Source organism: Pontibacter sp. HSC-36F09 (assembly GCF_024171605.1).
GTDB lineage: Bacteria > Bacteroidota > Bacteroidia > Cytophagales > Hymenobacteraceae > Pontibacter.
This window is the reverse complement of record NZ_JALKAA010000003.1, coordinates 243,752-265,909: the sequence shown is the minus strand read 5'-3', so window position 1 is coordinate 265,909 and position 22,158 is coordinate 243,752. Positions and strand designations below refer to the sequence as shown.

Below are 22,158 nucleotides of genomic sequence, written 5' to 3'. Positions count from 1 at the left end.
ACACAAACTCCATTCACTCAATCAAGTTATAGGACTTAAGACAGCCATTTTTCAACATTTAGAATAATCTACTATATTTTAGCAAGCAATTGAACCCATATTGTCTAATTACAATTACATTCAGGAAGTTTTTTGTCAATACACCTCTATGAAGGTAAATTTTACGCAGCCTGAAGCGCTGGCCCTGACGCCAGATTTCTACACCTCTATTGTACGCCACGGGTCCGAGTTGATCACGGTCATCAACTGGGAGGGCAACTACGAGTATGTTTCAGACTCGGTAGGTCCCGGGTTGGGGTATGATCCTGCAGATTTGCTGGGTACTCATGTGCTCGAACTCATCCACCCGGATGATGTTCCTACAATCGGAGAGGAGCTTTCGAAGCACACATCCGGCCTAACGAAGCAAATAACCCTTGCACCCTTCCGCTTCAAGGCCAAAAACGGCGACTGGCGATGGCTGAGCTGCGTATCCACCAACATGCTGGATGACCCGCATGTGCGTGGCATTGTCACCAATTCGCGTGATATAACCTCTAAAATGGAGGCGCTGAAGCAGAAAAAAGAAAGCCGGGCTTACTATAAAGCCCTCTTCTTCAACAACCCCGATCTTGTATTTACGCTGAGCATAAGCGGTCAGGTGGAAGCCTGCAACGATGCTGTAGTAGACTTGACCGGCTATACCCGCGAAGATTTCCCCGGAAGTCACTTTGCTGATTTCGTGCTGCCGGAATACCATGCAGGAACATTTGAGGCCTTCCATCATGCCTTGACTGGCCAATCCTGCACGTTTGAGTCCTGCATCAGGCACCGCAATAGCCAAAAGCGCTACTTGTCGGTCACGCTGGTACCGGTAGTGCTGGAAGGACGGGTGCTCGCTGTACAGTGCATCGCCAAAGACATTACTAACGAAAAAGAAGCCAACCTGTTGGTAAAAGCCCAGTCACAGAAGCTGCACAACATCCTAGAGGCGATGGTGGAAGGCTTCTTTGCTCTGGACACCGCATGGCGCTATAGCTTTGGCAATACGGTTTTCGCCAATTTCCTGGGCCGTTCCCTCAACGAGTTGATGAACCGCCAGATCTGGGAAGAATACCCCTTCCTGGTAGACACCCAGTTTTATCAGAAATGTTTAGAGGTAGACAGGACCAGAAAGCCCGTCCAGTTTGACGAGCGTTTTGATAATCTGAAAGCTGTGCTGCGCTTTACGCTGAGTCCTTTTGAAGATGGCATTCTGGTATCGTTTGTAGATATTACGGAGCAGGTAAAAGCGCAGGAAGAACTCCGCAAGCTCTCGCTGGTGGCCAGCAAAACCACCAACGGCGTGATCATCACCAATAGCCAGCTCGAGATAGAATGGGTGAACGAGGCTTTCAGTAACGCAACCGGCTACAAATTGGAAGAAGTAGCCGGCAGGCGCCCGAGTGACATTCTGACCTCCAACGATACCGATCTGCGAGAACTCGCCTGGGTAAGAGAGCAGCTGGCACAGGGCGTACCTATCCGGAATGAAATACGCGGCTACAAGAAAAACGGCGAGATGGTCTGGGCTGATGTCACCATTTCACCTATCGCAAATGAGCAGGGCCAGATAGAAAAGCACGTCTACATCCACACCGATATTACTGATCGCAAGTTCGACCAGGAGCAGTTGCTCAAAACCACCGAACACCTATACCATCAGAACCAGGACCTGCAGCAGTTCAACTACATTGTGTCGCACAACCTGCGTGCGCCTGTCGCTAACCTGGTTGGCCTTTCTACCATACTCCAGAAGCTGGACACCAACAGCGGCCGCTTTATGCAGGGCCTGCAAAACCTGGAGACATCCGCCCGCCGGCTTGACGATGTGATCAGTGACCTGAACAAAATACTGGCCGTGCGTTCCGCTAACCTGCAGGCAGCCCACGAGATGGTTAGCCTGGTCGATGTAGCGGCGGAAGTGGTACTGAGCCTGCAGCACCTGCTAACCCCGATCAACGGACATATCGTGCTGAATCTGAAGCAGGAGGACTTGCTTTGGGCCAACCGCGCCTACGTCTACAGCATCCTCCATAACCTGATTTCGAACGCCATCAAGTATAAGTCTGCGCAGCGTGACTTACTTATTGAGTTAAATACCGTAAGGAAAGAAGACAGTCTGCAACTACGTGTAAAGGACAATGGCAGTGGCATGGATCTGGAGGCGGTAAAGCCGCATCTGTTCCAGCTCTACAAGCGCTTTCATGCAGGACCTGATGGCAAAGGCATCGGGCTATACCTGGTGAAAATGCAGATGAACGCCATTGGAGGAGAGATTGAGGTAGACAGTGAGCCGGAATTAGGTACAACCTTCATCTTACATTTTAAGCACGCAGCCTATGGTCAGCAAGGTTTACATAATTGATGATGATGACATCAGTATATACCTGACCTCTCTGGTGTTGGAGGAAGCGGGCTTTGCCAACGAAATCTGCACGTACAGCTCGGCAGACGACGCGTTGGCCGACTTGTCTTTAACAGGGCCTCCTCCCCTGCCGGACGTCATCCTGCTCGACCTGAACATGCCCGTTAAAAATGGCTGGGATTTTCTGGATGTCCTGCGTCCCTATGAAGAAGCGCTAAAGGGAAAGCTGGACGTCTTTATTCTGACCTCCTCCATTGCTGTCAGTGACAAGGAACAGTCCCTGGACTACCCGCTGGTGCGCGGATTCCTTCACAAACCGCTCGACGAAGCAAGCCTGGCCTATATAAATCGCGCCCGTAAAGGGCACCCTTAGGCAGCATACCTGGGCAACCTGATTGTGAAACGTGTGCCTTCATGCTCCCGGCTCTCAACACTGATGGTCCCTCCCTGCAGCCTCACCAATTCATACACGATCGCCAGTCCGAGTCCGCGCGACTTTTCACCGTTTAGCCCTTTTCTGGAGGCGTTGCTCCGCCGTTCAAATAGTTGGGGAAGCAGGTGCTCAGGTATACCAATGCCATTGTCGCTGTGCTCCACCACCGCCCAGTCCACATCCTGATAAGCCCGGATGGTGATCGTGCCTGTGGGAGGCGTGAACTTGATTGAATTGGAGATCAGGTTATTCAATATCTGGGAGAACTTTATCTGGTCGAGTTCCGCCATCAAAGGATCGTCTGGCAGCTGCAGTACAAACTGCTGCTGCACTAACCGGCCCTTCTGGTAAAAACCTACCACGCTTCTGATCTGCTCGCTTATGTCCATGCGGATCTTGTTCACGTATACCTCCGGCGATTGCAGGTGCTCTTCGCTGAGCAGGTCCTGGATCAGGTCGGTACACTGAACGCAGGCCGTTTCAATGATGTCGGTATAGTGCTCCAGTTCCTGCTTTTTGTCATCCTGTATATCCTGGCGGAGTAAGGATGCTACACTTTTTACGACTGCCAGTGGACCACGAAGGTCATGCGCCACCATTTCGAGTGCGCTGTTCTTCCGCTGCCCGAACTCAGTCAGGTAATTTACAAAGTCCCGCTGTTGGGTTACATTCTCTGCTATACCTGCCAGGGCTGCCACCCGCTGGTCACTGTCAAAAATCGGGTAGGCAATGTAGCGGATATAGCGTTTAAGTCCACTCTGTTCGATGCGTACCATCTCATCCACATGGTCTCCCTTCAGTAACCTCTGCCAGCAGCGCTCCACGGCGGGGCGGTCATCTTCTACTACGGAGTCAAGCAACTGCTGCGGGTGCTCCTGCAGCAGCGACTCCTCCATCTCCCAGATGTCATAAAAAGCTGGCGATAAATAGTCGAATCTATTTTGCGAGAGGTTAAACTGAAATAATATTTTAGGACTCTGCTGTCCTATCTGATCAATGACGTTTAAATGGTTCATGGTAAGGCGGTATCTACGCAGCTCTAAATACGGCGCATACCGAGGTAGGTTAACGAAGGCGCATACTTCTTGCAGCGTTGGCTCTGCTACATTACTTCACGTCAGGAGCTTGCCATACTACCGGTAAGTAAAAAGAAAAAGGCGCCTGTCAGAAAATAAAGACCAGCGAAGCCCGGTTATAAGCATACCCAACGCGTAGATCTGTGTTGGGCCGTTTGGCATAACGCAGACCCTCGTTATACACATAAATGGCCTGGTGTTCCCGTTTCATTTTGGCGCCGGCGAAAGGGATGCTGAAAGTCAGCAGGCTTGCCCCCGCCCCGGAGACCAGCCAGTTAGGTTGGTTACCAGTTAACTGCCTGCTTATCGGATAGCTGATCAGGAGACCACCTGCATAAGTGAGCGCCGTGGCTGGGAATGAATTGCGCTGGCCTTTCTGAAGCTCTTTTCGCGCTTCAGGATGTTGATCCAAAATGTGCAACAGTTGTTTTTTACTAATTTGACAGCCATGCTGGTAATAAGCAAATCCGAGGCCTTTTTTCTGTACAATAATTTCCCCGCTCGCCTGCGCGAAAGTGGAGTTAAGTACACTGCTCAAACCAAGCAGTAACAATAGTAAGGAAGTTTTCATAGACAAAAGGTGCGTATCGGGAACAAAATAGCATAATTGCAATTTATTTCAAAGTGCAATTTTTACATACGCATATTTTTGTATTTAAGTATAGGTTATTGAAGGTGTCTAAACATTGACAATCAACTAAATATACCTCACACAGTACGAAAAAAGCAGCAAACACGTGGCTTGCTGCTTCAATTTTAAATTACATGAACTAGTCTAATCAGGCATCCCAAATTTGCCAGCTGATACTTATACCTTTTTAGCTACCCAATTGCTCTTCTAACTCCTCGGCCTCCATCATCAGGTTTTCCCACTTCTGGTTGACAGCATCCAGTTCCTTCTGCACGTATTCAAATTTTTGGGAAGTTTCCTGCAACAGGCTTGGGTTGCTGTATACCTTCGGGTCAGCCAGCTCCGTTTCGTATTTGGCGAGTTCCTTTTCTAGTTGCTGCACCTGCTTTTCCAGCTCACTTATCTGTCGGTTTACCTGTTTTAGCTGGTTGTTCAGGGCATTGAACTCGCTGTTGTCACGCTTCGGCTTTGGTTCGTCTTTCTTAGCAACTGGTGCCGCAGCGGCCTCTCGTTTTGTTTCTTTCTCCCGCTTCTCCTGAAACGTCTCAAATTCGTGGTACGTGCCGGGGTATTCCTTCAGCTGATAGTCTTCGATGTACCAGATCTTGGTGGCCACATTCTCTACAAAGTAACGGTCGTGCGAAATGATGATAAAGGTACCTTCGTACTGCTCCAGCGCCTGTATCAAGATGTTGACCGACTGCATGTCCAGGTGGTTGGTCGGTTCGTCGAGCATCAGGAAGTTGGCCTCCGAGATCAGTGTTTTGGCCAGTGCCACGCGGCTCTTCTCCCCTCCCGACAGCACTTTGATCTTTTTAAACGCATCGTCGCCGGTGAACAGGAAAGAGCCCAACAGCGTGCGCAGTTCGACCTCCGTCTTACCGGAGCCGGCTTGCTGCAATTCCTGCAGTATTTCATTTTCTACGTTCAGGGCCTCGAGCTGGTGCTGCGCATAAAAGGACATGATCACGTTATGCCCCATTTCGCGCTTGCCCTGAATTGGCTCGGTGCCAGCAATGATGCGCAGTAATGTGGACTTGCCCTTACCGTTAGCACCGATGAGCGCAATCTTGTCGCCCCGCTCGATGTGCACGTTTGTGTCCCGGAAAATAAGCTTGCTGCCGAAGCTCTTGCTCATGTGCTCCAGGCGGAAGATGTGACGGCCCGGCTGTACATTAAAGCGGAAGCTGAAATTCACTTTTGCCGCCTCTCCTGCCACCTCCTCAATGCGCTCCATACGCTCAAGCTGCTTCATGCGGCTCTGCGCCTGCTTGGCTTTGGTCGCCTTGGCTTTAAAGCGCTCGATGAAGCGCTCCGTCTGCCGGATATGGGCCTGCTGGTTTTCGTAGGCCCCCTTTTGTATCTCGTTGCGGAGGGCTTTTTCTTCTACATAAAAGCTGTAGTTGCCCGGGTATAGGTTTAGCTTCGCGCCTGACACTTCCACTGTAATGTTGGTGGTCTTGTCCAGAAACTCCCTGTCGTGAGAAACGATCACCACGGCACCTTCAAAGCGGTCCAGATAGGATTCGAGCCACTTGATGGAGGGAAGGTCCAGGTGGTTGGTCGGTTCGTCGAGCAGCAGCAGCGAAGGCTTCTGCAAAAGGATCTTGGCCAGCATGACACGCATGCGCCAGCCACCGGAGAAAGAGGCCAGCGGTTGCTTCAGTTCTTCGGTCGTGAAGCCAAGGCCCTCCAGGATCGACTCGGCTTCGGCCTGCATGGTATAGCCACCGAGCGCCTCAAAGCGCTCCTGCAAAGCCGCCAGTTTATCGACCAGCTTGTCATGAAAGTTGTTTTCGAACTCTACCAGCACCTGGTCAATCTCCTTCTGCAGCATGATGGCCTCGTCAAAAGCCTGCATGGCCACCGACAGAATGCTCTCGTGCGTTTCGTAGCTGAGCAGGTCCTGGTTCAGGAAACCGATGGTCGTGTCCCGGCTCATTTGGATACTTCCGCCGTCAGGCTTATATTCACCCACAATAATGCGCAGCAGTGTAGACTTGCCGGTACCGTTCAGCCCGATCAGGGCAATCTTGTCTTTGGGTTTGATGTGCAGGTTGGCATCCTCGTACATCGGGCGGCTGCCAAAATGAAAGCTAAGGTTATTGATAGAAATCATAGATTCAGAAAGCTGAGCTGCAAAGGTACTTATTTTGGGAAACATCCCCAGCTTAAAGGGTCACAGACCAAAAGTCGCCCCATACGTAAAATGAGACGTTGCCCACCGCAAAAAGCCCTGTACAGGCAAACATTATCACATGTGCCTCGTTCTATAGCTTTATGCTTTTGAGAAATGTGTGTGCGAGACGTTGAGAACAGCAATAAAAAATAACCTTTTATGATCGCAGTTACATCCCTGCTCGACCCTTCCCATTCTGCACGTGTCACCGAACTGACTGAGTTACTCGACTCACAATTCGGACTCAATGAGGTGAAGATGACGCCATACCCGCACCTGACCCTGCTGACGGCCGAGATCCCGGATATGGAAGAGTTGCAGCAATACCTGCAGGAGACCAGCCGTGAGACCGAACCCTTTACAATTCGTACCACAGGCCTGGGTGTGTTTCCGGGTGAAAAGCCGGTCATCTACATACCTGTACTCCGCACCGCCCCACTCAACCAGTTACACGACCGCCTGCACCGCGATATATCGGAGATGAGTAGCGAAATGGGCGTTTACTATAACCCTAATATGTGGCTCCCTCACATTTCGCTGGCCCTCGGCGACACTTCACCTGAATTGCTGGGCCCGGTCCTTACTTTTCTTTTCAACTACAACTTCAACTGGGAGATCACGATCGACAACCTGACCATTCTGCAGAAATGCGGTGATTACTACCTAAAGGAAGACGAGTACAGCTTCGGTCGTAAGGAACTTAGTCTATGATATCCGGGCGTTAAGCAATAACGAATTTCCTTAAAATACTCCTAATCTAGCTTGCGCTATACCTGTGTTTTATCTAACTAAAGCACAGGTATAGCTGCCTTGGCTATTCTTAAAGTCTTATTTTAATTCCATTTTAATCTTGTTTAGTTTCACTTTTTCTTAACCACTTAAAATACTCGCCCGTATTGTTGGAGTGAATTCCGCACACGATTTCAAAAAGCTATACCTCACCTACATCCAAAACAAACTAAACCATGGACGAGAAAGACAAGGACAAGACAACGCCTACCCACATCGACGAAAACAGCAAAAACAAACAACTGGAACATTTCCGGTCAGACAGTGATGGTCAGTACATGACCACTGACCAAGGCCTTAGGGTTAACCACACCGACGACTCGCTAAAAGCCGGGCAGCGTGGACCAACGTTGATGGAAGACTTCCACTTCCGCGAAAAAATGACCCACCTAGACCACGAGTCTATACCTGAGCGCGTGGTGCATGCCCGTGGTTCGGGCGCCCATGGGTACTTCCAGCCTTACGATAGCTCACTAAAGGAATTTACCAAAGCCAGGTTCCTGACCGACCCAAACACCAAAACCCCCGTATTTGTGCGCTTCTCCACTGTAGCAGGCTCCCGGGGTTCTGCTGATTCCGTGCGCGACGCTCGCGGTTTTGCCACCAAGTTTTATACCGAAGAAGGCAACTATGACCTGGTGGCCAACAACATACCTGTATTTTTTATCCAGGATGGCATCAAATTCCCAGATCTGGTGCACGCCGTGAAGCCGGAGCCGGACAACGAAATGCCACAGGCCTCTGCTGCACACGACACTTTCTGGGACTTTATATCCCTGATGCCTGAGTCTACCCACATGATCATGTGGCTGCTGTCAGACAGGGCTATTCCGCGCAGTTTCCGTATGATGGACGGCTTCGGAGTGCACACTTTCCGCTTTATAAACGAGGCCGGCAAATCGACCTTTGTGAAACTCCACTGGCGCGCTATGCTGGGGGCGCATTCGCTGGTGTGGGACGAGGCGCAGAAACTGGCTGGCAAAGACCCTGACTGGCATCGACGCGACTTGTGGGAATCCATCGAGATGGGTGACTATCCGGAATATGAACTCTCCGTGCAATTGGTGCCGGAAGAGGATGAGTTTAAGTATGACTTCGACCTGCTGGATGCCACTAAGATCATTCCGGAAGAATTGGTACCGCTTCGTCCGGTCGGCAAGATGGTACTCAACCGCAACCCGGACAACTTCTTCGCTGAAACCGAGCAGGTGGCCTTCCATCCGGGCAACCTGGTACCCGGCATCGACGTGACCAACGACCCACTATTACAAGGCCGTCTCTTCTCTTACCTCGACACGCAGATCAACCGCTTTAGCAGTATCAACTTTACTGAAGTACCGATCAACAGACCGGTGGCTCCGGTACACAACCACCACGGGGCTGGCTTCATGAAGATGACCATCGGCAAGGGCAAGGCCAACTACTGGCCGAACTCGATTGGCAATGGCTGCCCGATGATGGCCCCGGAGAATATGGGCGGTTACGTGCACCACATGGAAAAGGTAGAAGGCCACAAGATCCGCGCCCGCAGCGAGAGTTTCAACGACCACTACAGCCAGGCCACCATGTTCTGGAACTCTCTGACGGAGGCGGAGAAAGATCATCTGGTATCAGCTGCCCACTTCGAACTGGGTAAAGTCGAACGGAAAGCCATTCGTGAAAGGCAGGTGGCCAATTTCTATCGAGTAGACCCGCAGCTTGCTGCTCTGGTGGCGGCAGGTATAGGCATCAAAATGCCGGTAGACCAGGATTCTGAGCCGACCGGAAATTTTGTGAAGGACGCCGCATCCCAGAAAATCAGCCAGGGCAAGTCTGTGGCAGAATCGCCGAGCATCAGCATGGATAAAGACAAGGTAGAGGGTTCTAAATCCCGCAGAGTCGCTATCCTGATAGAAGATGGCTTCGACTACAACGAGGTGATGCAGGTGAAGGAAGCTTTGGAGGCTGCCGGCGTCCATGCCAAAATCGTGTCGAAGGTACAGGGCCAGCGCATCTCCAGCAGCGGTCAGGAACTGGAGGTGGACATGAGCCACGTGACGACAGGGTCCATTATGTTTGACGCAGTCTACATTCCGGATGGAGAGAAGAGCGTGCGCAAGATGATGGGCCTGGGTGACGCCCTGCACTTTGTGGCCGAAGCCTTCAAACATTGCAAGCCGATCGCCACTTCCGGTTTCGGCATCAATATGTTCGAAAAAGCTTTTGTGGTGGGTGTCAACTTTGCTGACAAGGAGTCGGGCAAAGTAGTTTCCCACTCCGGTGTGATCACGGCCGGAGCAAACGCCGATGCTGGTGAGTTTGCCAATAAGTTTGTTGAGGCCATTAAAAAGCATCGCCACTGGAACCGTGAGAAATCCATGACGCCGGCATAGTAATTTAGATGTTTGTTATTGATTGTTTGTTTGGAGCAAGAGCCGCGAGTTTCGCGGCTTTTGCTTTTTATGGGGTGGTATGATTAGGGACTGTTAATGAACAAGGAGAAAGCAAAGACCTCGCGGTGTCTTCCAGACCGGTGAGTGTGTGAATCAGGATTTACAAGATCAGAGAGCCCCCTACCCCACGGATTGACAGGATTCTCACAGATGCCGGGTCCAACCAGCCCAACCCCTCCTTTTCTAAGGCGGGGAATGTGTAATTGCCATATTCAGGGTATATGCACTGTAGTTTCAGCTATCCGTGCACGATTGTCATCCCCCTGCCCCCTTCGAAGGGGGACTTCTGCTACTGCCCGATTTTCAGGTATAAGCGCTGTAGCACAGACCAATGGCAGGTATAGCAAGACCATCTTGCACAGTAGCTACAAAGCAAATCACCTTGCCCGGTGCACAAAACGACAATACACTGTTTAAACGGTCAGCGAGTGGGGGTAGGGGCCCTCGATTTGTATTGTCTTAACTTTTTTGCTTACTGGGGGTAGGGGCCCTCGATTTTTGTGTCAAGACAAAAAGGAAGGCCCGCCAGGGCAAGCTACACAGCAAAGCAGGTTGCCATACCTGCAACAGCAGTTGCTACAAAGCAGCTATACCTGCAACAAGCTATTACTACAACACCAGGAATAGGCATCCCCGCTTCTCAAAATCCCTTATATTTACAGACACCCTCAACACAAACTATGTCCAAACACAGCTATACCTTTAAAGTCGCCTCCCTGGCTTTGTCTCTGGCAATACTGAGTGGCTGCAGCAAAGGCCCTGCCACCAGCACTTATACCTTGCCAGTCGAGACCGGCGTTTCGCGCGAACTGGCGGAGCACCGCAATCTGACCATGAGCAACGTGCAGTATGACATCAAACTTCGGATCCCCGCTGTCAAAGACGCACCTATACCTGCTACTGAGACCATCTCTTTTAACCTGCTCAGCAAAGAGCAGGCCCTGCATATCGATTTTAAAGAACAACAGGACCACCTGCATGCCATTCAGGTAAATGGAAAACAGATACCGACCGTGTTCCAAAACGAGCACATCGTCATCGATCCGCGCTACCTAAAAGAAGGCCAGAACCAGGTGCAGCTCGAGTTCACGGCCGGCAACCTCTCGCTCAACCGCAACGAGGATTACCTCTATACCTTGCTCGTTCCAGACCGCGCACGCACCGTTTTCCCTTGCTTCGATCAGCCGGACCTGAAGGCTGTCTTTAAACTCACGCTCACGTTGCCGCAAAACTGGAAAGCTCTGGCCAATGCTCCGTTGCAGGACTCGGTGATGACGGGCGCAACCAAGACCTATACCTACCTACCTTCCGACACCATTCCGACCTACCTTTTCTCTTTTGTAGCCGGTGATTTCAGGAAAGTGAGTAACAGCGATCGGGGCCGCACCATGCATTTCTACCACCGCGAAACCGATCAGGATAAGCTTAAAAGTATAGACCCGGTCTTCAGCATACACCGCGATGCGCTGGCCTTTATGGAGGATTATACCCAAATCCCCTACCCTTTCCAGAAGTTCGATTTTGTGGCTATACCTGACTTCCAGTACGGCGGCATGGAGCACGTGGGGGCGATCGACTATAAAGCCTCTACCCTGTTCCTGGACGAGGGCGCGACAAAGGACCAGCTGGTGGCACGCTCCAACCTGATCGCGCACGAGACGGCGCACATGTGGTTCGGTGACCTCGTGACGATGCGCTGGTTCAACGACGTGTGGATGAAAGAGGTGTTTGCCAATTTCATGGCGGACAAGATTTCGAAAACAACGGTGAAGGATAGCAATTACGATCTCAAGTTTCTGATCGACCACTTCCCGGCTGCCTACAGCGTGGACCGCACGGCAGGAGCTAACCCAATCCGTCAGGACCTGGCTAACCTGCAGGATGCCGGCTCGCTTTACGGGAACATCATCTACCACAAGGCTCCCATTATGATGCGACAGCTGGAACGGCTAATGGGCGAAAAAGCTTTTCAGGAGGGTCTGCAGGTATACCTGAAAACATATGCCAACAGCAATGCCACCTGGCCGCAACTCATCGAGATACTGGATGCACGCACGCCCGCGGATCTGCAAGCGTGGAATAAGGTATGGGTGAACGAACCGGGCCGTCCGGTTTTCGACAGTAAGCTGGATGTAGAAGATGGGAAAATCAGCGTTTTTTCCATTTCACAAAAGGGCGAAGATGGGTCAGACCGCTTGTGGCCTCAGCTTTTTGAAGTAGCGCTGGTTTATGATGACCGTGTAGAAGAATATACTGTGAACATGAATCAGCCATCAGTTGAGTTTCAAGAGGTAATTGGAAAAGAGTGGCCGCTTTATGTTCTGTTTAACTCCTCCGGTCAGGGCTACGGGACCTTCCCCATTGATGCCCGAGGCATAAGCTACCTACCTAAACTGCAGAACCCTGTGATGCGCGCCTCGAGCTACATCAACCTGTATGAAAACATGCTCAACGGAGTAGATATTAAACCTGACATGATGCATTATATTACCCTCCTGCAATCACCTAACGAACAGGAAGAGCTGAACCTGAAGCTATTGACAGGCTACCTGAGTGAAACGTTCTGGAAATTCACCAGTCCGGAGCAAAGAGCTAAATTAGCTCCGGCCTTCGAAAAAAATCTGTGGGAAGCGATGGAAAAACAAAAGTCTGGCAACAACAAAAAGCTCTTTTTCAAAGCCTATCAAAACATTGCCCTGACAAAAGAAGCGCTGGACCGGCTGCATCAGGTATGGCAAAGCCAGAAAGCTCCAACAGGCGTTACGCTCACCGAAGACGACTATACCTCTCTGGCCCTCTCGCTGGCCGTGCGCGACTATACCAATTCGGAGGGTATACTTCAAAAGCAACTGGGTCGCATCAAGAACCCGGACCGCCAGAAGCGCCTGCAGTTTCTGATGCCGGCTCTATCGAGTGACGAACAGGTGCGGGATGGCTTTTTTGCCTCGCTCAAAGACCGCAGCAACCGCGACAAGGAGGCCTGGGTAGGCACCGCACTCTCATACCTGCACCATCCGTTGCGTGCCGAATCCTCGGAGAAGTACTTGCGCGAGAGTCTGGAACTAGTGGAGGAAATTCAGCTGACCGGAGACATCTTTTTCCCGACCAACTGGCTGCAGTCCACCTTTGGGTATTACCAGACACCAACAGCTGCTCAAACCATCCGCACCTTCCTGGCCGAGCACCCAAACTACAACCCAAAGCTGAAAGGTAAAATTCTGCAGGCCGCAGACCCTGTGTACAGAGCAGAGAAACTGGTGAAGTAAAATAAGCCAGCGATGTACATACGCAAAAAGCGCAGCCAGTTCTAAACAGGCTGCGCTTTTAACGTATAGCAACGTTCGCTCTATTTTATTTTATAGCCCAACAGGACGGTCACTGTATTATTGACAGTTTTCACTCCCTCAGTAGCAGAGAAGCCATTTCCAGTTTCAAGCCTTATTTCCGTCTGCACGTTCTTCCATTCTCCCCCTATACCCAACAGCAGCGCCTGCTCATGCTTCCGTATGCTACTTGCCATCGGATTCCCTTCTTTGTTGTTTCCTGTTGAACTGGATGGAGTATAAACCAGCTGCCTGCTTTTATCATTTAAGATAAAACTGTTGCTGATGCCAAGGTTAATATACGGCTGTATGCCTTTGTCCAGGAGCCGGTAGCGGCCTAATACGTTGATAGCCATCTGGGACATCTCGAAAGTGGTGGTATATTCCGTGTACACCTGTTCCGTATGTGTGTTCACATGTTGGAAGGTTCCCTCCGTCCGATATGCTTTGTAGAGCAGCTCCCCTATCAGGGCATATTTGCCACGGCTTCTGGGTAAAGTAGCCACAAAGGAGGAGCCGAAGGTATAGCCCATACCTGTGAAATCCGTTTCACTGAGTGCCTTGTTCGGATGGCCATGGATGTTCAGGGAGGTATAGGAAACGCTTCCCAAGGCATAAACATTGAACTTTATCTTTTCTTCAGCGGCCACATAGTCTCCCTCATTGCCACTTGCGCACATATTGTAATCCTGCACCAGACTTTTCAGAGCCGACGGCTTGAAGGCCACCTTGCTTATTTTGTTGATCAAATCCTGGCAGTCCGTCATCCTGGCGGTCAGCATTCCCCTGTAAACCGGCAGTTTCACCAAGCCTGATTTGCCGCCCGCACGCTTTATGATGGATCGGTACACCAGTTCAACGGGAGCCTCACCTTCTTTCTGTATGTAGATGCGCTCCTGGGCATCCGGTTCATTCAACGTATACAAACTCATCCTGCCCTTGACTAGGGCACGCAGAAACACAGTGTCCCGCACAATACTGGATTGGCTGTCGTAAATGTAGTTACTGCCTACCTTCGTCACGGACTTTTCCTTGTCCACTACATGCACCTCATACCTGTCACCTGAAGCTAGCACGAAACTTTTGATTTCTCCCACGCCCAGTCTCTGTGTGTTGGAGCTGACCAGGTCCTGCTTCACTTCAATAAAGGTGGGACTCCTCTTCCAGTTCTGGTCATTTATGTGTACCTGCACGGTGCCTCCCTGGTGCGTCACGTACTGGCCCGCCACAAACTTCTTCTGCCCGAAGGCAAGCGTACAGGTGAGAAGTAAGATAAGTGTCAAGGTCGTTTTCATGAATGGGTTGTTATGAATATATAACAGGATTAATATACTAGTAAATCCTGTTATAAGATTCAGCCTCAGTATTTTCATGCCCGTACCGGATCAGGATTCACCCTAACTGTTTGTCACTATACCTGCTCCGGGAGCACATTCATACACGCATCCACACTGCTGCCAACTACCCAGTACGGGTACCGGAATACCTTCTTTTAGAATACAGCCTCCCTATACCTTTTACAGGTCGGCACTAAACTACTTCTATATTTAATATCCGATCCTAGGCGTCAGCCAAACAAAAAGCCCGCTGCATCAACAGCGGGCTTCTCTATTATCCAAAACTTCTCTTGCCAGGAAATTCCCTGGTCTCAAAAGTTACATATCCAGCACAATCGCGAATACGAGCGGCGCAACGATGGTGGCGTCTGACTCGATCATATACTTTGGTGTGTCTTTGCCGAGCTTGCCCCAGGTAATCTTCTCGTTTGGCACAGCGCCTGAGTAAGAGCCATAGCTGGTCGTAGAGTCGGAGATCTGAGCAAAATAGCCCCAAAGCGGAACACCTGTACGCTGCAGGTCCTGGTGCAGCATCGGCACCACGCAGATTGGGAAGTCACCGGCTATACCACCGCCAACCTGGAAGAAACCTATTGTGGACTCCTCTTTCGCATTCTGGGTATACCAGTCGGCCAGGAACATCATGTACTGTATACCTGTGCGCATCGTGTGCACATTCTTGATGTCGCCGCTGATCACGTGGCCGGCGTAGATGTTACCCAAAGTTGAGTCTTCCCAGCCCGGGCAGATGATCGGAAGATTCTTTTTAGCAGCTTCCAGCATCCAGCTGTTTTTCGGGTCGATCTGGTAGTACTGCTCCAGGTCACCTGACAACAGAATCTGATAGAAGAACTCGTGCGGGAAATAAGATTTACCTTCCTGGTCAGCTTTTTCCCAGAACTTCAGCACCGTATGCTCGATACGGCGCATCGCTTCCTCTTCAGGTATACAGGTATCGGTTACGCGGTTCATGTGGCGGCTCAACAGGTCCTCTTCATCGGCAGCTGACAGCTCGCGGTAATGCGGTACGCGCTCGTAAAAATCGTGGGCTACCAGGTTGAAGATATCCTCCTCGAGGTTGGCTCCGGTACAAGAGATCGCGTGCACTTTGTCCTGGCGAATCATCTCAGCCAGGATGATGCCCAGCTCGGCTGTAGACATGGCGCCTGCCAGCGTGATCATCATTTTGCCCCCGTTGTTGAGGTGCGTCTTATATCCTTCGGCAGCGTCGATGAGCGAAGCGGCGTTGAAGTGCTTGTAGTGCTTCTTTAAAAAATTAGATACTTCCATTTCCTTGTGTTTATGCTGTTTACTGATTCGTGTTTATACTCCTGCAACTCTCTATGAGTTAAAAAAATATGTACTCCGGCAAAGATAAGCTTTAAAATGACATCCCTGCCCCTCCTACTTCGACACCAGCTTTAGCCCGATAATGGAGCCAATGAGCAGGAGGATGAAGAACAGTCGCCAGAAATCGGCCGGCTCCTTGTAGAGGATCATACCGACGATGACGGTGCCCACCGCGCCTATACCTGTCCAGACAGCGTAGGCGGTGCCCATGGGAATGGTTTGGATGGCTTTGTTAAGTAGGAAAAAGCTGAGGGAGATGCAGATGAAGAAGCCGACTAACCACTTCAGCACACTAAAGTTGTTCGATAGCTTGAGGCAGGTGGTAAACCCGATCTCAAACATGCCCGCAATGATTAAGTACAACCAGCCCATTTCTCATTTTTTGACAAAGGTCGGGACTCAGCGGCAGAAGAAATTTAACAAATGTTAAAAAATCAACGGACTTCTGCCCGGATACGGCTGAGGGTAACCTGCGTAACGCCCAGGTATGAGGCAATCTGGTTGAGCGGCACGCGCTGGATCAGGCCGGGGTTCTGCTGGAGCAGGGCCTTGTAGCGCTCGGTGGCAGACTGGAACTGAAAAACCATGAACCGCTCTTCTGTTTTGATAAGTTCGTACTCGGCAAGCTTGCGGCCCCAGTTCGCCAGTTCGATGTTGGTCAGGTATAGTTCCTGCAGGCGGGCAAGGTCTATGGCGTGTACCACCGCGTTTTCGAGCAGTTCTACGGTTTCGTAGCCGGGTTTGTTGGCCACATAGCTGTAATAGGAAAAAACAAGATCACTTTCGGCACCAAACCAAAAGGTCACTTCCTGATCGCTGCGGTAGCAGAAGGCGCGCGCGATGCCCCGTTCAATAAAGAACACCTTGTTGCTCACCTCCCCCTCCCGGAAAAGGATATGGCCTTTGGGCAACTCCTGCCGCTGCATGAGCGCCGTGAGCTGTCCAAAGGTTTTATCAGAAATGGGGTATAATTGCCGAATGGCCTGTTCGATGGTCTGCACCATGTGCGCTATACCTGAGGTTACTTGGCCGGTTTCTCGATGATGAGGTTATGGTTGGTGTAGATGCAGATATCGGCGGCGATATTAAGACTTTCGCGTACCATTTCTTCTGCCGTCAGGTGCGGCGCGTGTTTCTTCAAAGCTAATGCCGCCGCGTGGGCAAACATACTGCCCGAGCCGATGGCGGCGATCTGGTTGTCTGGCTCCAGCACATCGCCGGTTCCGGAAATAATGAGCAGTTCCTCTTTGTTTGCCACCACCATCATGGCCTCGAGCTTGCGCAGGTACTGGTCTTTGCGCCAGTCTTTGGCCAGTTCAATAGCGGCACGCTTCATGTTGCTCTGGTAGGTGTTCAGCTTCTCTTCGAAGCGCTCCAGCAGGGTGAAGGCATCGGCCGTGGAGCCGGCAAAGCCCGTCACGATCTTGCCGTCGAGCAGCTTGCGAATCTTTTTGACGTTGCTCTTGGCGATGTGCTTGTCCATGGTGGCCTGTCCGTCGGCACCCACGCATACTTCTCCGTTGTGGTATATACCTACTACTGTAGTCGATCTTATTTTTGCCATTGCTGTGTTTTGGTTTATGTGAAGGTATACGGTTATACCTTAAAATGCTTGTGCTATAGCCAGTGCATCTGCAAACAAAAAGCCAAAGGTATAGCAGCCGACAAATTGTCGGTTTGCTGCAACTTTAGCAAGCCATACATTTGTAGAAGAAACCGTACCTTGCAGAACAGGAGCATTTGTGTCAGGTATAGGCATGGCCGGTCGCTCTGTTAATCCATATCGTATGCTGACATTTTTCAGGTTATGGAAGCTTGCCTTCAGCCGGCAGAACACACAACGGGCAAGTCGTATGAGCACCTTCCTGACGCTCCTGCGCATTTACGCTCAGGCCAAGTTCAGCAAAAAAACTGATGGCCCCATTCAACTGCAACTGGAAGGCTTTACGGTATCTGGGTATAGCTACGCGACTCTGACAGAACTCTACACCGATATTTTCATCAAACAGGTATACCGTTTCGAGAGCACATCGACTCAACCATTTATTGTAGACTGTGGTGCAAACATAGGTATGGCGGTGCTGTATTTTAAGCAGTTATATCCCGATAGCGAGGTATGGGCTTATGAAGCAAATCCTGATGCCTTTGCCCTGCTGCAGCAAAATGTAGCCGCTAATAAACTGAAGGGTGTGCGTTTGTTTAACTACGTGTTATCGGATACCGACGGTGAAGTAGACTTTTACATACCTGCCGCCACTGCCGGATTAAATGGCTCCCTGAATCCATCTATTGCCAAGGGTACAAAGCAGCGCCTGCCGGCCTACAGACTATCGGGATTGTTGCCTGAAAACAGGGTCGTCGATTTTGTGAAAGTGGATATCGAAGGCGCAGAATTTAAACTTTTAAGCGACTTGAGCGAATCGGGCCGCTTGAACGATATACAGCAGCTCGTGGTGGAACTGCATGCGAGCAGTGAGGAAATGCAGCAGAAATACAACAGGATGCTCCACATTTTTGGTACAGCGTATAAGCATGAACCCGCAAGCGACCAGTATACCCTGAATTTTCCGCATGTCGTAAAATTTACCAGAAAAGCCCTGTCTTATAGTGCACACAAATAGACCCCTGGTGGCAAAGTTTGCTGTAGAGCTGAAAATGCGATAATTTTACATAAAAATCTGACGATATGAGCAAAGCAAACTGGGTAACAGTTAAAGAATACGAAGACATTACCTACAAGAAATGCAATGGCGTGGCCCGCATCGCCTTTAACCGGCCAAACGTGCGCAACGCCTTCCGCCCGAAAACTGTGGGCGAACTGTTCGAGGCTTTCCTGGATGCCCGTGAAGACACTTCCATTGGCGTGGTGCTGTTCTCAGCTGAAGGACCTTCTACCAAGGACGGGGTTTACTCCTTCTGCAGCGGCGGCGACCAGAATGCACGCGGTCACCAGGGCTACGTGGACGATGCCGGCATGCCGCGCCTGAACATCCTGGAGGTGCAGCGCCTGATCCGTTTTATGCCGAAAGTGGTGATTGCGGTGGTGCCGGGTTGGGCCGTTGGTGGCGGACACTCGCTGCACGTGGTATGCGACCTCACGCTGGCCAGCAAAGAGCACGCGATCTTCAAGCAAACGGATGCCGACGTAACCAGCTTCGACGGTGGTTATGGTTCGGCTTACCTGGCCAAAATGGTAGGGCAGAAACGCGCCCGTGAGATCTTCTTCCTGGGCCGCAACTACTCTGCGCAGGATGCTTACGACATGGGCATGGTGAACGCCGTGATTCCGCACGAAGAATTGGAAGATACGGCTTACCAGTGGGCGCAGGAAATTCTCGCCAAGTCCCCTACTTCGATCAAGATGCTTAAGTTTGCCTTCAACCTCACCGACGACGGCATGGTAGGTCAGCAGGTGTTCGCCGGCGAAGCCACCCGCCTCGCTTACATGACCGACGAAGCCAAAGAAGGTCGCAACGCATTCCTGGAGAAGCGCAAGCCGGACTTCTCGGATATTAAGTGGATTCCGTAAGGTATAGCCATAAGGTATAGAAATATGAAAGCCGCTCTGTTGAAGAGCGGCTTTTTTTTGTTGTTTGCCGGAGAGCGGTTGCGGATAAATACAATTTATAGCCTTATTGATCAAACACTTACTAAGTTTGAGCCTCTTTAAAAACTAACTACTTTAAAATCAAGCATATTAAGTGTGTATAAACGGATATACCCGATTATACACACTTAACCGAACTCTTATACGCTACAATTACTCAATATATTACGCTTCCTATACCTTCATACATATTAGAAATGCACAATTCTTTTCATTGGTAGAGCACGCTAAGTAAAGCGTAGATCAAAATATAGTCCGAAATCCCCTCAATAGCTCTGACAGGAAATATTTCATCTAAAAAATGATGTGATTTCAGAAAGAGTTTCTATATTGAATAAATAAGATATAATAGCTCAAGAAGGCTTATAAGCCAGTTTCTGGCAGACCAGGACGATTTTGATTAGAAGCTAGCAACACCGCACATAGTGCAGATAAACGTCATAGTAACGTTTATACAGTAGTTAGGTGTAAAATGAAGTATAGAATCAACTTCAAATGAAAATTAATTGCCTCATCATTTTATTTGTCTTGATGGCACTTAGCTCCTGTGAAAAAAGGGAGTTCATATACTATGAGTACGATGGTACTGTAATTACGCGAGTTAATAGAGACGCTGAAAGCTACTTTTACTATGGCAGGTATAACGAGAACAGTAGCGCTCTCCCTGATGAGTATATCAGAGCAGAGTATGCAGGCTTTGATGGAATTATGAACGCATATTTAGTATTCGAAAAGGGAAGAAAAGTAAGATTTGTGGAGATGTATGACTACTTTGAACAAATTGGGAATAGCCCTGGTTTATACCTGTTCGAATACAAAGAAAATGCTGATTTTATCAAATGGCATGACAGTATAGCAGGGGATTATGACAACAGTGTGTTCATCTATAATGTAACTGATACTGAAAGGCTGGTGAATCAAAGAAACAATAGCAAAGTAGCTGTAGAATATCCCAAGCAGGCAAAGCGCTGACACAGTATTAAAAACTTCTACACCTAACAAGGGTAGCTGTTGCACAACTCAGCAGTAACTTCTGATTCCTATTCCTTTTCCTGGCAATCTTCCTTGCCAGTCCGCAAAAATCAACAAAAAAAGTAGCTGCTGCTCCAGTCTAGGCAGTGCCATGACGGCCACCTGGCTTCCTTTTGGGGTGTAGCGCAGCAGTTTCTGCAGGTTGTAGGCTGCGGCCGCCACCAGCATGTTCTTGTGGGCCAGCTCCAGTCCCCGGGTGTTGACCCGGCGCATGGCCAGAAAGTCGAGCAGCGTGCCCAGCACCGGCTCGACAGTGGCCTGCCGGAGCCGCTTCATGCGCCGGCCCCAGCGGCTCTGGACGCGGGCGATGGCCCGCTCGTACTCGTCGCGGAAGGAGGTGATGCTGACTTTCTTCTCGTGCTGCTTGCCGAGGCAGCTCTCCTTGCGGGGGCAGCCCTTGCAGTCTCGGCGCGTGGTCAGGTAGAGCCTGGAGCGGACGTTGTTGCGTTTGGCGTTGACGATTTCCTTGCGGAAGGTGGCCCGCTTGCCCTCGGGGCACAGCCAGTAGTCGTCTTCTTTGTGATAGGTGAAGCCCTCGGGCCCGCCCACATAGGTGCCGTGGGGCGGGATGAAGGCCCTAATGCCCGCTCGCTCCAGCATCGCGTAGTTCTCCCCCGAGCAGTAGCCCGTGTCGGCCAGCAGGGCCGTACAGCCAAAGCCCAGCTGGTGCATCCTCTTGTTGAGGTGCCTGACGATGCCGGGCAGGCAGATGCTGTCTTTGCGGTCGGCGTGATCCGCTTGCGCGTGCGTGATCACGTGGCGGTGCGTGTCGACCGAAAGCTGCAGCAGGTAGCAGAGCTTGCGGGCCTTGCCCGGTTTGACAGCGATGCGGGCGTCCGGATCCACCGGAGAGTAGTGCGTCTTGTTGGAGGTGTACTTGGCGCCCTTGTTGTGGGCGCCGGGGTAGAGGTCCTGCCCGGCCTGCCACTTGCGGTTGCGGGCCCGTATCTCAAGTAGCTCCTCTCGGCTGGCCGTGACGGTTCGCTGTCCTGGCGGGGCCTTGTCTTGCCGGGCAGGACGGTCAGCGCTGCTGAAGACCCGGACCTGCCGGAGGCGGGCCTCCAGCTGCTCCTGGGGCACCTTCAGCTCCAGAGAGCCCATCGAGGCGTTGGCTTTGACCAAAGCCGAATCGATGACCTGGGTATGGCCTGCCACCATACCGGCGTCTGCGCACAGCGAAAGCACGCGGGTGAAGACTTCCTCGAAGAGGCTGTTTGGCAAGAGCTGGCGGGTGCGCGAGAGGGTCGAGTGCCAGGGCAGCGGCTCGTCCAGTTGGTAGTCCAGGAAGTAGAGCAGGTCCAGCCGCAGGCTGCAGTGCTCGATCAGCTTGCGGTCCGAGGAGATGTTCTCCAGGTGCGCCACCAGGCAGAGCTTGAAGAAGACGACCGGGTCGATTGACTGCTGGCCGCAGCGGCCGTAATAGGGAGCCGTCAGCTCGTAGAGAAACTCAAGGTCCAGCCTGTCCTTGAGCCGCCGGTAGAAGTTGTGCTCCGGCACGTGCGCCGAGAGCGAGAAGCGCAGCTCCCGCTCGTCCTCGAAAGTTTTCCTGCCCTGCATCCTGCCACTTGTTTGGTACTATCTCT

At 51.1% G+C, this 22,158-nt stretch carries 18 protein-coding genes; 8 read left to right on the top strand and 10 right to left on the bottom strand.

Annotation, left to right across the window (positions count from 1 at the left end; all coding sequences use genetic code 11):
• Nucleotides 1-148: 148 nt before the first annotated feature.
• Together L1278_RS11045 and L1278_RS11040 are read left to right on the top strand one after the other, a co-directional pair.
• On the top strand, nt 149-2,386 hold the full coding sequence (locus tag L1278_RS11045) for a PAS domain S-box protein (protein ID WP_253403961.1): 2,238 nt from the start codon (nt 149-151) through the stop codon (nt 2,384-2,386).
• A complete protein-coding gene (locus L1278_RS11040) occupies nt 2,361-2,759 on the top strand; it encodes a response regulator (protein ID WP_253403959.1) in 399 nt (132 codons plus the stop codon). The genes L1278_RS11045 and L1278_RS11040 overlap by 26 nt, the downstream gene beginning before the upstream one ends.
• Here the strand turns inward: L1278_RS11040 and L1278_RS11035 are convergent.
• From L1278_RS11035 to abc-f, 3 genes are all read right to left on the bottom strand, one after another.
• On the bottom strand, nt 2,756-3,835 hold the full coding sequence (locus L1278_RS11035) for a PAS domain-containing sensor histidine kinase (RefSeq protein ID WP_253403957.1): 1,080 nt from the start codon (nt 3,833-3,835) through the stop codon (nt 2,756-2,758). The two genes, L1278_RS11040 and L1278_RS11035, sit on opposite strands and share 4 nt — an antisense overlap.
• Nucleotides 3,836-3,983: 148 nt before the next feature.
• Nucleotides 3,984-4,466: a hypothetical protein gene (locus L1278_RS11030; RefSeq protein ID WP_253403955.1), complete on the bottom strand. Its 483-nt coding sequence runs from the start codon at nt 4,464-4,466 to the stop codon at nt 3,984-3,986.
• Between the two features lie 247 nt (nt 4,467-4,713).
• A complete protein-coding gene (gene abc-f, locus L1278_RS11025; RefSeq protein WP_253403953.1) occupies nt 4,714-6,645 on the bottom strand; it encodes a ribosomal protection-like ABC-F family protein in 1,932 nt (643 codons plus the stop codon).
• A gap of 219 nt (nt 6,646-6,864) precedes the next feature.
• Between abc-f and L1278_RS11020 the strand changes: the two genes are divergently transcribed.
• From L1278_RS11020 to L1278_RS11010, 3 genes are all read left to right on the top strand, one after another.
• Nucleotides 6,865-7,416, top strand: a complete 552-nt coding sequence (locus L1278_RS11020) for a 2'-5' RNA ligase family protein (RefSeq protein ID WP_253403951.1) — start codon at nt 6,865-6,867, stop codon at nt 7,414-7,416.
• Nucleotides 7,417-7,670: 254 nt separating this feature from the next.
• Nucleotides 7,671-9,866 carry a catalase gene (locus tag L1278_RS11015; RefSeq protein ID WP_253403949.1) on the top strand — a complete coding sequence of 732 codons (2,196 nt, stop codon included), beginning with the start codon at nt 7,671-7,673 and terminating at the stop codon, nt 9,864-9,866.
• A 740-nt stretch (nt 9,867-10,606) separates the two neighbouring features.
• Nucleotides 10,607-13,192 carry a M1 family aminopeptidase gene (locus L1278_RS11010; protein ID WP_253403947.1) on the top strand — a complete coding sequence of 862 codons (2,586 nt, stop codon included), beginning with the start codon at nt 10,607-10,609 and terminating at the stop codon, nt 13,190-13,192.
• An 80-nt stretch (nt 13,193-13,272) separates the two neighbouring features.
• On the opposite strand, the gene L1278_RS11005 is transcribed toward L1278_RS11010, so the two are convergent.
• From L1278_RS11005 to L1278_RS10980, 6 genes are all read right to left on the bottom strand, one after another.
• Nucleotides 13,273-14,544 (bottom strand): PorT family protein, encoded by a 1,272-nt coding sequence (locus tag L1278_RS11005; RefSeq protein ID WP_253403945.1) that lies wholly within the window; start codon nt 14,542-14,544, stop codon nt 13,273-13,275.
• Nucleotides 14,545-14,904: 360 nt separating this feature from the next.
• Complete coding sequence (locus tag L1278_RS11000) at nt 14,905-15,876, bottom strand: deoxyhypusine synthase family protein (RefSeq protein ID WP_253403943.1); 972 nt, start codon at nt 15,874-15,876, stop codon at nt 14,905-14,907.
• 114 nt (nt 15,877-15,990) lie between these two features.
• Nucleotides 15,991-16,308, bottom strand: a complete 318-nt coding sequence (locus tag L1278_RS10995; protein WP_253403937.1) for a multidrug efflux SMR transporter — start codon at nt 16,306-16,308, stop codon at nt 15,991-15,993.
• Nucleotides 16,309-16,370: 62 nt separating this feature from the next.
• Nucleotides 16,371-16,940 carry a Crp/Fnr family transcriptional regulator gene (locus L1278_RS10990; protein ID WP_253403935.1) on the bottom strand — a complete coding sequence of 190 codons (570 nt, stop codon included), beginning with the start codon at nt 16,938-16,940 and terminating at the stop codon, nt 16,371-16,373.
• 17 nt (nt 16,941-16,957) lie between these two features.
• A complete protein-coding gene (gene hslV / locus L1278_RS10985) occupies nt 16,958-17,500 on the bottom strand; it encodes an ATP-dependent protease subunit HslV (protein WP_253403933.1) in 543 nt (180 codons plus the stop codon).
• Between the two features lie 39 nt (nt 17,501-17,539).
• Nucleotides 17,540-17,695, bottom strand: coding sequence for a hypothetical protein (locus L1278_RS10980; protein WP_253403931.1), 156 nt, complete (start codon nt 17,693-17,695; stop codon nt 17,540-17,542).
• Between the two features lie 28 nt (nt 17,696-17,723).
• On the opposite strand from L1278_RS10980, the gene L1278_RS10975 reads away from it, so the two are divergent.
• From L1278_RS10975 to L1278_RS10965, 3 genes are all read left to right on the top strand, one after another.
• Nucleotides 17,724-18,557: an FkbM family methyltransferase gene (locus L1278_RS10975; RefSeq protein ID WP_253403929.1), complete on the top strand. Its 834-nt coding sequence runs from the start codon at nt 17,724-17,726 to the stop codon at nt 18,555-18,557.
• A 65-nt stretch (nt 18,558-18,622) separates the two neighbouring features.
• A complete protein-coding gene (locus L1278_RS10970; protein ID WP_253403927.1) occupies nt 18,623-19,465 on the top strand; it encodes a 1,4-dihydroxy-2-naphthoyl-CoA synthase in 843 nt (280 codons plus the stop codon).
• A gap of 609 nt (nt 19,466-20,074) precedes the next feature.
• A complete protein-coding gene (locus L1278_RS10965; RefSeq protein WP_253403925.1) occupies nt 20,075-20,515 on the top strand; it encodes a hypothetical protein in 441 nt (146 codons plus the stop codon).
• Nucleotides 20,516-20,563: 48 nt separating this feature from the next.
• On the opposite strand, the gene L1278_RS10960 is transcribed toward L1278_RS10965, so the two are convergent.
• The gene (locus L1278_RS10960; RefSeq protein ID WP_253403923.1) at nt 20,564-22,132 is read right to left on the bottom strand and encodes an IS1182 family transposase; all 1,569 of its coding nucleotides are present in this window, start codon (nt 22,130-22,132) and stop codon (nt 20,564-20,566) included.
• Between the last annotated feature and the right edge of the window lie 26 nt (nt 22,133-22,158).